General features: G+C 45.1%; 11 protein-coding genes. 6 read left to right on the forward strand and 5 right to left on the reverse strand.

Annotated features, from left to right (window positions below; all coding sequences use genetic code 11):
- Window positions 1-14: 14 nt before the first annotated feature.
- From M0C34_RS13595 to M0C34_RS13610, 4 genes are all read right to left on the reverse strand, one after another.
- A complete protein-coding gene (locus M0C34_RS13595) occupies window positions 15-671 on the reverse strand; it encodes a Bax inhibitor-1 family protein (RefSeq protein ID WP_248712227.1) in 657 nt (218 codons plus the stop codon).
- Window positions 672-754: 83 nt separating this feature from the next.
- Window positions 755-991 carry a hypothetical protein gene (locus tag M0C34_RS13600; RefSeq protein WP_248712228.1) on the reverse strand — a complete coding sequence of 79 codons (237 nt, stop codon included), beginning with the start codon at window positions 989-991 and terminating at the stop codon, window positions 755-757.
- 197 nt (window positions 992-1188) lie between these two features.
- A complete protein-coding gene (locus M0C34_RS13605) occupies window positions 1189-1872 on the reverse strand; it encodes a helix-turn-helix transcriptional regulator (protein WP_248712229.1) in 684 nt (227 codons plus the stop codon).
- Window positions 1873-1975: 103 nt separating this feature from the next.
- Window positions 1976-2359, reverse strand: coding sequence for a VOC family protein (locus M0C34_RS13610; RefSeq protein ID WP_248712230.1), 384 nt, complete (start codon window positions 2357-2359; stop codon window positions 1976-1978).
- Window positions 2360-2608: 249 nt separating this feature from the next.
- Here M0C34_RS13610 and M0C34_RS13615 point away from each other — a divergent pair, with 249 nt between their 5' ends.
- From M0C34_RS13615 to nifJ, 3 genes are all read left to right on the forward strand, one after another.
- Window positions 2609-5017, forward strand: a complete 2409-nt coding sequence (locus M0C34_RS13615; RefSeq protein ID WP_248712231.1) for a M48 family metallopeptidase — start codon at window positions 2609-2611, stop codon at window positions 5015-5017.
- 367 nt (window positions 5018-5384) lie between these two features.
- Complete coding sequence (locus M0C34_RS13620) at window positions 5385-7079, forward strand: NAD(P)-binding protein (RefSeq protein WP_248712232.1); 1695 nt, start codon at window positions 5385-5387, stop codon at window positions 7077-7079.
- Entirely contained in the window at window positions 7076-10624 is a 3549-nt protein-coding gene (gene nifJ, locus M0C34_RS13625) for a pyruvate:ferredoxin (flavodoxin) oxidoreductase (protein ID WP_248712233.1), read from the forward strand. Before M0C34_RS13620 ends, nifJ begins: the two co-directional genes overlap by 4 nt.
- A 61-nt stretch (window positions 10625-10685) precedes the next feature.
- Here the strand turns inward: nifJ and M0C34_RS13630 are convergent, their stop codons facing one another.
- Window positions 10686-11183, reverse strand: coding sequence for a fasciclin domain-containing protein (locus M0C34_RS13630; RefSeq protein ID WP_248712234.1), 498 nt, complete (start codon window positions 11181-11183; stop codon window positions 10686-10688).
- A 281-nt stretch (window positions 11184-11464) separates the two neighbouring features.
- On the opposite strand from M0C34_RS13630, the gene M0C34_RS13635 reads away from it, so the two are divergent.
- The 3 genes from M0C34_RS13635 to M0C34_RS13645 all read left to right on the forward strand — a co-directional run bounded on the left by M0C34_RS13635 (window position 11465) and on the right by M0C34_RS13645 (window position 14907).
- On the forward strand, window positions 11465-11926 hold the full coding sequence (locus M0C34_RS13635; RefSeq protein WP_248712235.1) for a DUF2846 domain-containing protein: 462 nt from the start codon (window positions 11465-11467) through the stop codon (window positions 11924-11926).
- 261 nt (window positions 11927-12187) lie between these two features.
- On the forward strand, window positions 12188-13900 hold the full coding sequence (locus M0C34_RS13640) for a cation:proton antiporter domain-containing protein (RefSeq protein ID WP_248712236.1): 1713 nt from the start codon (window positions 12188-12190) through the stop codon (window positions 13898-13900).
- Between the two features lie 182 nt (window positions 13901-14082).
- Entirely contained in the window at window positions 14083-14907 is an 825-nt protein-coding gene (locus M0C34_RS13645; RefSeq protein WP_248712237.1) for an AraC family transcriptional regulator, read from the forward strand.
- The last annotated feature ends 32 nt before the right edge of the window (window positions 14908-14939 follow it).

Here is a 14939-nt window from a genome sequence, read left to right on the forward strand (position 1 = left end):
AATATTCAAGAAGACTACCTTCTGCCTAAAATACGCAATATACGTAAAAACAGATTAATGATATCCATATATAAGGCAGCAGCGCTGTCTACCGCGTTATCATAGGTTTTAGGTATCGCATTTGCTCTTGCCCAATCATAACCAATATAACCACAGAAAATTAACGCGACGATCCAATCCAAAATACCGTGGTGAGTATTAAAAATGAAGATCTCGACCAACTCCACCACAATCACACATAATAAGGCGATGGTTAAAGCACCACTGATTTTTTTAAAGAACGCAGGATACATCGACCCAAGTAACATCATCACAAAGGTCACCAATCCGGTCACTCGTATCGCTTCTAACACGATATCTGGATTGTAGCGACTCACCACCAGGTTAATGATCAAACCGAACGGCACAACCACAAAGTTGTAGCCAATAAAACTCACTAAAGGATTGTCAGATTTGCTAAATAGGTAGATGCCAAAGAAACATGACGCCAAGTAGCCCACAAAAAAGATAATAGGATTGACCGCCGCGATGGATTCAGCGGGAATATTTAATACCATTAGCCAATTGACAAAAAAACCCCACACCAAAGTAGCCCCAATGACAAAATTGTAAAGTGAAGCACTGATTAGTTTATCGGTGGTTTCTGTGCGCTCAAATACACCTACTTCCATTGTTATATCCCTATATTAATGACTTAAAAAATATTTATCATTCAGTCTACCGCTGACTAGCCGCAAACAAGTTACATTGAGTCTCACTGAAACTCATCACCATGATTTTCAAGTGTGCGATACCCGCATTGTTGGCACTCTACATATCTATCCATCAAATCGAGTGAAGCCCCTACCGCACTGGCTGTTCCGCCAAAAAAGCCTTCCATAAAGGCTTTAAACTGCTCCATTTTACTGCTGCCATACTTAGACGGTTTCTGTTTAATGATCTCTTTATGTTCAGTATCTTGACTGCACTGAGTGCAAAATTGTTTAGCCATGTTTCAACTCCATTTGCTCAAACTCATACAGCCAGAGGTTTGAAGAGGCTGATGATTGGGGTAGTCATTGCTTTGCTGGCAATGTTGTTATATTCATCAGTAGTTTATCGATGATTCAGCAAGATGGAAATTAAATTGATAGTTTTGTTAAAAATAGTGACTAAGCGCAATAATCTCCAAGTCAATGATGTTTGGCGCTATTCGCCTTTTTGCTGCTCCATTTTTTCAACAAAGTCGTCTAACTCTTTACCAGGTGTATGGCTAAACACCCGCTCTAGATGAGTGAGCTGAGTAATTCGGTCTACTCGAAAATTGCGGAAGTCATCACGAAGTTCACACCACGCCAATAATGTCCAAGTGCCGCGCCAGAAGTAAATGGCCAGTGGTCGAATAACCCGTTTGCTGCAATCCGCTTTGGCATCTTGATAGGCCACTTCCAAGTACTCGCGCTGCTGGGCGGCAATACGTAAAGCGTCGAGATATTTGAATTCATCTCTGTCGATGTAAAAATCGGGAGCAAACATTAGTGATTGGTAGGCTTGTAAGCGTTTAGGTAAGACCGCTTCAACTTTTATCATCGCTTGTTTAGCCGCTGACGATATCTCTTTGCCTGCCCAGGTTTGCACCATACGCATCCCTATTTGTATCGCTTCAAGTTCTTGTTCGTTAAACATTAATGGGGGTACGTTAACTTCTTGGCGCAGCAAATAGCCGACCCCTGCTTCTCCTTCTATTGGAATACCGCTTAAGCATAAATCTTGAATGTCGCGGTAAATGGTCCGAGTAGACACTTCTAAGCGCTCGGCTAAATCTTGGGCAGTAGTTAAACGCCGCATCCGCAGAATTTGTACTATTTGAAAAAGCCTGTCTGCCCGTCTCATGCTATTCCCTAAATTATCTACAGTAGCAACACTAGCCCAGCACAACACGCTGGGCTAGCTAAATATTACGCCGCATTTGTTTATCGCTATTCGATGACAACGTCTACTGAAATTTAGACCACAAACCCACTTTATTGCCTTCACTGTCAACAAATAACGCAATGTACCCATGCTCGCCGTCTTTAATGGCGGTAAGGGGTAACAACATTTGCACCCCCGCATCGCTGATCTTATTGACTAAGGGACTGAGTTTTTCACTTAAGTGCAAATATACCGTGCTGCCATCTAGGCTAGGCTTCATCATTTCATGTTTACATAAGCCAATGCTGGCGGCTTCTGGATCTTCCGTTTCTAGTATCGCCATGTCCATATCGCCCATATTCTCGCGACGAAAGTGTAAGTTAAAGTGCTCTGCGTAAAACGCGAGGGCGCGGTCCATATCACTGACGGCAATTTCGCCCCATACTAACGGTGCTACAGCTAACATAACTATCTCCTTGCTAATCCTACTTAAGCCCCCTTGGCTGGTAGGTAGAATCACTATAAAGCCCCCCTACTGACAGCATACTGTCAGTAGGTTTTCAGCACGCGCTTCAAACCACCATAAAACCACCACATTTAATATTTTTTATTTGCGCTATGAGGCACAAATAAAATGATAAACCTTTGAATAAATGCGGTTTATTTGCAAGAATCCTAGCGATAAAAGCATCACTAATGACATAAGGAAATGTTAGTGGCTAAGTATGAATTAGTGAGTTTAGGAGCACAGAATAGCAATAGTCGTGACCACCACTTGGTAGATAAACTCTGTAAGGCCTTAGATATTACCCCTTCGGCTGCCCAAAAATATCTTCAAGAAGGAAACGTACTTAAAGAAAACCTGTCTTTAAGTTTAGCTAGAGGCTTATCCGAGGTGTTTACCGAATATGGCTTGCGCGTAGCGATCAGAGAAGTGGCCACTCCACAAACTCGCCCTATCGACCATCAAGAGCAAGCCACGAACAACGCGCATAAACCATCCCCAAAACTAAAAGCTGATTTTGTGAAACTGCTAAACGGGGACTTTCCACGTTCAAGTGTTAGCCGCGAATATCGTTTCGGATTGATATGCACCGTGCTCGTAACAATGATTACGCCGCTTATCTATTTGGCCATGTTGTTGGGTTTAATTACCTTTTCTATCTTTTACTTTTCAGTATTAGTAAACAACATCGGCGATATGTCAGGAGGGCTTTTCAGCAAACTACTACTCATCGTTCCCTATTTCATCGTTAGTGTACTTTTCCTATTCTTACTAAAACCCTTATTTGCGCGTTATCAAGAACCTAAACGTTATCGCCTACAAGCCAAAAGAGCCCCCGCTCTTTTTAACTTGGTTTATGTAATGTGCGATAAATTATCGGTACCTCGACCCGCCGAGATTTGCTTAGATACTGAAGTAAACGCCTCTGCGGGCGGCCTCGATGGTTTACTCAGTTTACGAAGAGGCCAACTACGTTTAACCATAGGCTTGCCCTTACTTACCGGTATGAACATGCGGCAACTCAGCGGTATTTTGGCGCATGAGTTTGGCCATTTCGCTCAATCTCAAGCGATGCAAACTCGCTATATTGTACATACTGTAAATACTTGGTTTCAAAGCAGAGCTTACGAGCCAGACGAATGGGACATAAGGCTAGAGAAATGGGCTGAACAAGAGCACATGCCATTGATGATGAATATAGCCATCTTTGCTGCCCAAACCTCTATTGGCCTTACTCGTTTCATTTTTAGTGCGCTATTTAAACTTAACTTCCGCTTAACTCAATATATGTCTAGAGCGATGGAGTTTGATGCTGACAGCTATGAGAGCCGTTTTGTTGGCAGTGAGCAATTTGAAAAAACAGCCATTGAACTCCGCAAACTCGCGCTAGCGAGTCAAAAAATAGCAGACATCAATAAGCTCGCTTGGAACGACAACAAATTGCTGATTAATATCCCCTTAGCCATTGCTAATCTAGCCAAACAAACCAGCGCTGAGCAGCTCAGTAAAATTGAACAGCAAATCAATCGGGGAGAAAGTACCCCATGGGATAGCCACCCAACAGATTTAGATAGAATTAAATTTGTCACTCGGCGTAACGACAAAGGTATTTTTAGTTGTGAGTTACCAGCAGACCAGTTAATCACAGAAATAGACACTTTATGTGAGTCTGTCAGTGCCTTTTTCTACACTATCCAAGGGATCAAAAAACCCAGCAATCATATGGTTAACAACGACCAACTGATTGAAAATGAACAGCATAAACAGCAAACAGCTGAGCACTTAAAAGCGTTTTTTGGTGACATATACAGTGGCCGCTTTTTCCATCTTTCAACCTTGGTGGATAATAAACCTAATGATTTAGCAGACTGTATAAAACAAATAGACAGCCAACACGCTCTGATTAAAGCGCAAGAAGATAAATACTTTAAGCAGTTAGACACCTTAAGGCTAAGTTCGCTGGTAAAAGTTTACTATGAGGCAAACCTTAATGTAGACCCAAAAGACTTTGATTTAGCCGCTAATAGTCGCATTGACATTACCAATCTCATTAGCCAATCAACCGCTAGCATTAAGCAGATGCAAAACGAGTTGAAGCACTTTGATAAGCTATTGCATCATCGTGTTTTTCTGTCGCGTTCATTTATGCCTCACCAGCAAGCGACCCGGCTTGATAGCCTATTAAGTGCCTTGCAGGGCATGGTAAAACTAGAACCTATCATTAACAACCTAGAGCGCTATCACTTTATTTTAGAAACCCTATTAAATGTAGAGGAAGAATGGCAATCAAAAATTCAATCAAGACTGTTTGAACAAACTAAGCGTTGCGCCCTAGAAGTGAACCATTTGTCTAAAGAGGCTAAAAACATCCTCTTAGCCAATCCCAAATACCCTAATCTCGCAGAGTTTATCGAAAGCTGGAGTGGCGGCACATTAGATTACTCGCCAAGCACACCTGTATCGCAATATTTGTTCATCGCCGAGCAAAGTATTAACGCCACCAAGTACCAGTACTATTGGCTATGCGCTGAACTGAGTAAACTATGTATAGAAGCACAACCACAAAACCATCGGCCCTTAGTAGCGACATCCTCATCCGACAGCTTGGTGATGAGCTAATCACCGGCCGCTAGAGCGATGAACCGCCAATGATGACCACTTAGATAAGCCAAAAAACGCTGCCAATGCCTAAAACTATTGGTAGTACTTTGGCTGTATACAGCGCCACACCCGCGCGATTATAGTTGGAAGGTGTCGCTCTCATAACTGTGATCTCAAGTTAACATAAGTGGTTAAACATTGATCTAAATCGCCCAGCAAATTGAGCAACAATGCTAAATTTTTAGTAGTTTGCTTTTCTTATGATTTGGTTTGGGTGCTGAACCGTTAAGCTCCAAACACCTTGGCATAACAACGCTTTGACTGTGAATCGCGCGCCAGCGCATTTACTCACAGCCAAGCTATGCCCAAAGATTAAGGACGCGCTATGAAAGCAAAACCGGTTGATCTGTCTACCCCCCCCGACCTTACCCAAAGTCACGGTACTGGCGCCATTGCTGGTCACCTGCCAATCTATCAATCCTTGCTTCCCCCTTGTAATGCAGCTTGCCCTGCGGGTGAAAATATCCAAGCCTGGTTATCTTTGGCGCAACAGGGCGAGTTTAAACAAGCATGGCAAATTCTGGTTAAGGACAATCCCTTCCCCGCCGTGCACGGGCGAGTGTGTTATCACCCTTGCGAAACGGCCTGTAACCGCAGCGAAGTAGACCAAGCCGTATCAGTGCATGCTATCGAGCGCTACTTAGGTGATTTAGCCTTACAAGAAGGCTGGGTACCAGAGCACGATAAACCGAGTTCGGGCAAAAAAGTACTGGTAGTGGGTGCAGGCCCCAGCGGTTTATCCGCCGCTTACCATTTATGTCGTCTAGGCCATAGCGTAGAAATTAGAGATGCTGGCAGCAGCGCCGGAGGTATGCTGCGCTTTGGTATTCCAGCCTATCGCTTACCAAGAGATATTCTAGACGGCGAAATTTATCGTTTAGTCAGAATGGGCGTAACCATTACCCTTAATCACAATGTAAACAATCTACTGGAAGAAAAACAGCAAGGCGGATTTGATGCCGCTTTTGTCGCTATTGGAGCCCACCTAAGCAAAAAGACTGATATTCCTGCCCAACAAGCCAGTAAAATTATAGATGCAGTCAGCTACCTAGAAGCCATTGAACAAGGCACCCCACTAAACTTAGGCCGCAGAGTCGCCATTTATGGTGGTGGTAATACCGCCATGGATGCTGCCCGCAGCGCGAAGCGCCTCGGCGCAGAACCGATAATCATCTACCGCCGTGATTTAGCTAATATGCCCGCTCATCAATTTGAAGCCTATGAAGCGATTGAAGAAGGCGTGCAAATTAATTGGCTACGCACCATTAAAGACTTCTCAAACCAGCAGATCACCGTAGAAAAGATGGAATTGGATGAACAAGGGCGTCCCCAACCCACAGGTAAGCTTGAAACCCTAGAGGCCGACAGCCTAATTTTAGCCATAGGGCAAGAGGTAGATGCCAGCTTGCTAGATAACATTGCTGAAATCCGCTATCACGATGGTGTAGTGGTAGTGAACGCGCAGATGATGACTGGCGCAGAAGGGATTTTTGCCGGTGGCGACATGGTGCCCTCACAGCGTACCGTTACCATGGCAACGGGGCACGGTAAAAAAGCCGCCCGCTGCATTAATCATTGGTTGACCGAGCCAGGTTTGTCCGGGACAAAGTTATCGGAACAAGGCCAGTTTGTTCAAGAAAATTCTCTCAAAAATCAACCATCTAAGCATAAACCTGAGATTATCAAAGCCGATAAACTACACCTTTGGTATCAAATAGATGCGCCAGCATCAGCCGAACACCAATTGGCAGCCCAGCAACGGGTTGATGATTTTAGTGAAGTCACCCAAGGCCTTAACGCCGAACAAGCCCACTTTGAAGCACAACGCTGTTACTCCTGCGGTAATTGTTTTGAATGTGACAGTTGTTATGGCGCCTGCCCACAACGTTCCATTAGCAAACAAGGTAAGGGCTTAGGTTATGCCATTGATTACCAAACCTGCACCGGTTGTGAAGCCTGCGTGAATCAATGTCCCTGTGGTGCAATGACCATGACTGATGTAGTGGAGAACCAACAATGACAACTAGCATGCTAACCCTAGACGGCAACGAAGCGGCAGCCCGCATCGCCTACTTATTCAGTGAAGTGTGCGCCATCTACCCAATTACCCCCTCCTCCACCATGGCCGAACTAGCCGATGAATGGGCCAACCAAGGTTTGGTCAATTTATGGGGGCAAGTTCCCGAAATCTTTGAAATGCAAAGTGAAGGAGGCGCAGCCGGAACCGTGCACGGGGCATTACAGGGTGGCGCCTTAGCGACCACCTTTACCGCCTCTCAAGGCCTAATGTTAATGATTCCCAATATGTACAAAATTGCCGGTGAATTAAGCCCAACCGTATTTCACGTTGCGGCCCGCTCGTTAGCGGCACAAGGCTTGTCGATATTTGGCGACCATCAAGATGTTATGGCGGTTAGAGCAACGGGCTTTGCTTTGTTGGCTTCAGCATCAGTACAAGAAGCGCAAGATATGGCAGTAGTGGCGCATATTGCTAGCCTGCGTAGCCGAGTTCCCTTCCTGCACTTTTTTGATGGTTTCAGAACATCGCATGAAGTAAACAAAATTAACGCCTTGTTTGCAGAAGATATCCGAGAGTTGGTTGATGATAACTGGGTGTGGCAACACCGCGAGCGAGCGCTATCGCCAGAGCGACCTAAAATTCGCGGTACTGCGCAAAACCCCGATGTCTACTTCCAAGCGCGCGAAAGTGTCAATCTTTACTATCAAGCCACCCCAGACATCGTAAGCCAAAGCATGCTAGCACTGGCCAAAATATCTGGTCGACACTACCAACCGTTTGACTACAACGGCGCTACCGATGCTGAACGAGTCATCGTGGTGATGGGCTCTGCCAGTATTACGGTTAAAAAGTTGGTCGATTATCGCTGCCAACAGGGTGAAAAAATTGGCGTGATCACGGTGCGTTTATACCGTCCATTTAGTGCCAAACACTTATTAGCTGTGTTACCGGCATCGGTACAACATATCGCCGTGTTAGATAGAACCAAAGAACCGGGTGCTTATGCAGAGCCATTACAACTAGATGTAGAGTCAGTTATTCACGGCAACCCCACTCGTCGTCACATTAATATCATTGGCGGCCGCTATGGTTTATCCAGTAAAGAGTTTACTCCCGCTATGGTCGATGCGATATTTAACGAACTCAGCAAAAACGACACCAAAACGCGTTTTACCGTGGGGATAAATGATGACCTCAGTAATTTAAGTTTAAGTTATGACGCTAGCTTTGTGTTACCCGAAGATGGCGTAAAAAGCGCACTATTTTATGGCTTAGGATCTGATGGCACCGTAGGCGCAAACAAGAACACCATTAAAATTGTTAACCAACAAGCGGACTATCACGCACAGGGTTACTTTGTTTACGATTCTAAAAAGTCCGGCTCTACCACTATTTCTCACCTGCGTTTTGCTCAGCAAGCAATCGACGCCCCCTATTTGGTAGAGCAAGCAGAGCTACTGGCGGTGCATCAGCCGCAGTTTTTGCAGCAAATAGCGCTAGCAAATAAGCTAAAACCCAAGGGCATATTGCTGATTAATACCCCGCTGAACGACCAACAATTGTGGCAATCATTAACCTATGATACCCAACGCAGCATTGTTGATAAGGCTTTGAAAGTCTATGCGATAGATGCCTCGGCCGTCGCAAAAGCGGGCGGTATGGGACAGCGGATCAATACCATTATGCAGGCCTGCTTTTTTGGTTTAGCGCATATCATGCCGCTAGAAAAAGCCTTTAGCGCGATGAAACAAGCCATCAGCAAAAGTTACCATAACAAAGGCGACAACGTGGTGGCTGCCAACCATGCAGTGGTCGATGCCAGCATCGCGGCAATGCGGCAAGTCACCATTGGTGAAGCCGACTCTGAGTTGGGTTTAGCCGCAGCAGTAAGCGCCGATGCCCCCGCCTTTATTAAATCGGTGACGGCCAAAATGATCCGCGGTTTGGGTGATCAAATACCGGTATCACAGCTGCCTGACGACGGCACTTGGCCCAGTGGATCTAGCCAATATGAAAAACGTAATATTGCAGCGTCTCTTCCTCAATGGGATAGCGAAACCTGCATTCAATGTGGTAACTGTGTAATGGTATGTCCCCACGCGGCGCTGCGCTCACGCTTCTACCATCAAGCGTATTTGGAGCAAGCCCCCAGTAGCTTTGAGTCAGCCCCGTTATCAGCAAGAGGTTACCCCGATACCCGCTACACCTTGCAATTATATGCTGATGACTGCACCGGCTGCGGGCTCTGCTTTGAAGCCTGCCCAGTGCGTAACCAGCAACAGCGCGCGCTAAATATGCTAGATAAACCCAGCCAACAACAGCCACTGCGCGATAACTTAGCCTTTTTTGAAAGCTTACCAGTTAACGACCGCAGTAAAGTTGATTTTTCTACGGTACATGGTGTGCAGTTCTTAGAACCTTTGTTTGAGTTTTCTGGGGCTTGCCGTGGCTGTGGAGAAACGCCCTATCTTAAATTAGCCACCCAACTCTTTGGCGACCGAATGTTAGTGGCCAACGCAACCGGTTGCTCATCTATTTATGGCGGCAATCTACCCACTACCCCATGGTCGAAAAACGCCGAAGGACAAGGCCCCGCGTGGGCAAACTCATTGTTTGAAGACAACGCCGAATTTGGCTTAGGCCTGCGCCTTAGTGCCGATCAACAACAGGGACAAGCAAAGCAACTGTTAAGCCAGTGGCAAACTAAAATTGGAGAGGAGCAAGTAGAACAAGTGCTGCAAGCCCCACAACAATTTGAGAGCCAATTAAGAGCACAGCGGCAACGGCTGAATAAGATTAAACGGCAACTTCAAGCCCAAGAACACGCCCAGCCGCTGCTGTCGGTGCTGGACTATTTGTTGCGCCGCTCGGTATGGATAGTGGGCGGGGATGGCTGGGCCTACGACATTGGTTTTGGAGGCTTAGACCATGTACTCGCCTCTGGTCGAGACGTGAATATTTTGGTGATGGATACTGAAGTTTACTCCAACACTGGCGGACAAATGAGTAAATCTACGCCGCTTGGCGCTGTCGCCAAATTTGCTGCGGGCGGTAAAACTATGGCTAAAAAAGATGTCGCTATGCAAGCCATCGCCTATGGCAATGTATATGTAGCAAGAATTGCCCTAGGGGCAGATCCTCAGCAAAGCCTATTGGCCTTTCGCGAAGCCGAAGCCTACCCTGGCCCCTCATTAATCATTGCCTATTCACATTGCATTGCCCATGGCATAGACATGCAAAAAGGACTAGAGCAACAGCAAAATGCCGTATTAAGTGGTCACTGGCCCCTTATTCGCTATAACCCGATACTGCGTAAAGCTGGACAAAACCCCTTTACCTTAGACAGCTTAAGGCCAAGCCTGCCGCTAAGACACTACCGTGAGCAAGAAAACCGCTACCAAATATTAGCCAAGAGTAACCCACAAGAAGCCGAGCGTTTAATTAAGATTGCAGAGCAAGTGGCACAACAAAAATGGGCTAGTTATGAAGAAATGGCTAATCGAGACGCCAGCCATTATCACCCAGATGCCCGCCGCGATAGCTAATCGTGGGGCCTAAACAAAAAAAGGGTGTGACTTTAAAGCCACACCCTTACATGTCATTTTTTTACTGAGGTAGTAACACCGTATCTACTACGTGAATCACGCCATTTTTGGCTTTCACATCGGCCATCACTACTTTGGCATCGTTAATCATCACGCTACCATTATCAACCTTCACCATGACTTCTTGCCCTTGGACCGTTGCGGCACTAGTAATGTTAACCACATCAGCGGCCATCACTTTTCCAGCCACTACGTGATAAGTAAGCACAGCAACCAATTTATCTTTATTTTCAGGCTGCAATAACATTTCTACAGTGCCTTCAGGCAGTTTGGCAAAGGCTTCGTCTGTTGGTGCAAACACTGTAAACGGTCCTTCACCTTTGAGGGTGTCCACTAAACCCGCGGCTTTAACTGCAGCCACTAAGGTGGTAAAAGAACCATTTTCGGCAGCAACATCTACGATGTCTTTTTTCATACCATGATGGTTTGCATGAGACATAGAACTGAACGCTAAACTCGCCACCACGATAGACAATACTGTTGCGATTTTCTTAAACATTATAATTTCCTCTCAAGACATAATTACATTTGCTGGGTCGCAAATATTAACGAGGAGCCCTGAGTTTTCGATCACCCAAAAGCGAGTCACTAAACATACGGTTTTTAGGGTTTTCTCTTTTTTACTAAAATTTATATATCATAAAAATGTGAAAAAACATCATTGTGAAAATTAAATATCGATTTACAATCAGATGCTTAACCTCTATTAACCAAAGTAACATTAAAAATATTAAGCACCTTCACAAAGTAAGTGACTTGGGTGAATAAAAAGGAAACTAAATGAAAAACTCGTTATTGGCTGCGGCTATCACTGTCACCTTTTTATCTGGCTGTTCTTCAGTACCCATGGAGTCGAGTGAAAAAAACCAAGCCGCTTTATCCTTTAGTCAGCCCGCAGAGGACACCGCTGTAATCTATGTCTATCGAAGAAACACCATGGCGGGAGCGGCACTGAAGAAAGATGTACTAATTGATGACCAATGTATCGGAGAAACCGCGCCTGGCATCTTCTTCTATCATGAAGTGGCAGCAAATACCGAGCATAAAATTTCTACTGAATCAGAGTTTTCACCTAATGATTTACTCCTTGATACTGAGGGTGGTAAATCTTACTTCGTCGAACAATATATCAAATTTGGCGTGTTAGTTGGCGGTGCTGGATTAGAGCAAGTTGATGAAGAGACAGGGAAAAAGGAAGTATCAAAACTAAAGCTAGCCTCAAAAGGCAAGTGTAGCGTTTAACCCCCTAGTTATCATTACCACACTGATAGCATAAGTGGTCAGAGTGGTCATGACGTTTATAGCGCCTAAGGCTCCCTTTGATTTAGTCTTTCGCTTCACATTCGCTTACTTTCTGTTGTCATCCCCATAGCTTAGCCACCTGTGAGCGCGATGCGTTATTTTGCTGTCTTATCCCACCATAAGCTTGAGTAGATTATTCCGCCTAAACTAATACAATGTTTACCCTAGCAGTTAGTTAGCGCAGCCCAAAAAAGGTCTTTCATGGAAGCTGATAGTTTTTTCCCATTTGCTACGCTTGTTCTCGCCACGGTCACCTTATGTATCGCGATTTCCTCAACACTCCGTTTAGGTACAGTGGTAGGTTTTATTATCGCCGGCATCGCCTTAGGGCCTTATACCCCGGGCTTGGTAGCCGCCACGAACGTTGAACTACTTCAGCAAATTGCCGACTTTGGCGTAGTATTATTCCTGTTTACTATCGGTTTAGAAATTAAACCTATCGACCTATGGGGAATGAAGAGAAGCCTTATAATTCAGGGCTTGGGGCAAGTTTTAGTCACCGCGAGTGTGTTCTCATTATTGGGTTACATTTTAGGCTTTGCTTGGGAAACAGGCTTTACTCTGGGTTTGATTTTTGGTCAATCATCTACCGCAGTAGTGATGACCATGCTTAAAGAGAACAATGAACTCAATACTTCTCACGGCAAAAACATCTTCACTAATTTAATGGGGCAAGACATCAGCATTGTGCCCATCATGGCTATATTTCCTATTCTTGCCCATCAATCTAACCCTGCATCAAACGGTGCGCTATTAAGCACTCTGCTGCTGGTTCTCGTGGTTCTGTCCATTGTAGCTATTGGGCTATATTTACTACCAATTGGGCTACGCTTAAGTGCCAAAGCGCATAGTAAAGAAGGCTTCATGTTATGCCTTTTTGTGTCTATTTTTGCCACCGTATGGATCGTAGATGAAGTTGGGCTTTCGGCTACTTTAGGGGCTTTTTTACTGGGGATTTGCTTATCTAACTCTAGTTTTCGTTTTACGGTAGAAAACATCATTAATCCTTTTAAAGGCATTTTAATGGGCTTGCTTTTTATCTCAGTTGGCATGTCGATAAACCTCGATTTAGTGTTAAGCAACTACCAAGACTTAGTTATTTTGCTGATACTAGTGATTAGCCTTAAATTATTGGTGTTTTATACGCTGGCTCGGTGTGACAGCCAAACCAACGCCACCAGTATAAAGACGGCTTTTGCCTTAGGCCAAGTGGGAGAATTTGCCTTTGTATTGCTAGGGCTTGCCGCAAGTTTAAATGTGCTAAATAGCGCTTATGCCGCACTAGGGATTATGGTTGCCAGCATCAGCATGGTACTTACCCCTTGGATATACAAATTGGGTAATCATCTCGCTAAGCGGGTACTGCAAAAAGAGCAGTCTACACAAGCTGTATCGAGCAAACCGCTTGAAAGCGATGATAGCCAATTAGTCATCATTGGGCTTGATGAAGTGGGCCGGCTAATGGCAAGGCTGGCTAAAAGGGCGCAAATCCCCTACATCGCTTTTGATTCAGAATTTAGCTGCGTTGAAAACGGCAAAAAGCTAGGCTTAAACGTGCACTATGGCGACATAATGCAACCCAGTATTCAAGAGCGAGCAAAGCTACAGCAAGCCAAAGCGGTATTTGTGTCTGTGGACCATTCCGGCTCTTTGCGAAAGATTTGTTTAATGTTATCTAAATACCCCTCTTTAGAAACTTACGCGCGAACCAAATCCAGAGCCGATGAGTTTTTCTTAAAAGAGCACGGCGTTCAATACGCCGGTTCTGTCTACATCGAAAGTACCTTATTGAGGGGCCGCGATCTGCTGTTAAATTTTGGCCTTGAAGAAGAACAGGTTTTTCAACTTATCGATGACCTAAGGTCAGATCTATTTGCGAGCGACTACCTAAGCTTTAAAAGCCACCAGTCATAACTTGGTAAATAGCGAGTGGTCATTTATAGGTGCTATAAATGAGTTTGTCAGCCCGCAAGCGGCGAGAAAACCACCTTAAAGGCTGATTAAACAAAACGACCAAAAGCCAATTTTGTACAAAACCTTATGGGTAAACTACGTTATGATGAGCCATCAATAGCGTTAACACGGAGGTAAGCAATATGGCAATAGAACAAGCACGATATCAGCTTGCCGAAGAGCTTGGCGGTATAGAGATATTAAATGCCCGCTATGAGAAGCAACACTTCTCGCGCCACAGCCACGAGGGCTACACCATTGGCGTAATTAAAACTGGCGCACAACAGTTTTACCGTACTGGCGGCAACCATATCGCCCCGCAAAATAGCATTATTTTGGTTAACGCCGACGAAGTACATACCGGCTGTTCAGCCTCTGAGGGCGGCTGGTCGTATCAAGCTATGTACCCTACACCCGAGCAGTTTGAACAGCTAAGCCAAGACTTAGGCATTAAGCAGCAAGGCGCGCCCTACTTTAACCAAGCAGTGGTACAAGATGCGGTGCTAGCAAACTCGCTGCGTAATACCATGGCAATCCTTGAGCAATCAAGCAACCGCTTGTTACGCGAAAGTATGGTCTATTCTAGCCTTAGCTTATTAATGGCTCGGCACAGTAAAAGCCGCACTGCCAGCCCTTCCCTCGGCTTTGCCAAAAACAGCCTGAGTTTGGTCAAACAGTTTTTAGATGAACAACCTGAAGCCGATATATCACTCACCGAGCTGGCAAACCTGGTTAATCTTAGCCCTTGTTACTTAGCAAAACGTTTTGTCAAATTGTACGGTATTCCACCGCACGCTTATCAAATTCAAGCCCGAATACGGTTGGCTAAACGCTTGTTGCGCCAAGGTCAAAAACAGCTAGACGTAGCACTAGATTGTGGCTTTCATGACCAAAGCCATTTAAGTCGCCATTTCAAACGTGCCTTAGGTATTACGCCTGGCCGCTACGCCAAAGAATTTCAGGCTTAGGCCAGCATCACTTACCAGCATTCACTCAAGGA

The sequence above is a fragment of the Agarivorans sp. TSD2052 genome, from assembly GCF_023238625.1.
Taxonomy (GTDB): domain Bacteria; phylum Pseudomonadota; class Gammaproteobacteria; order Enterobacterales; family Celerinatantimonadaceae; genus Agarivorans.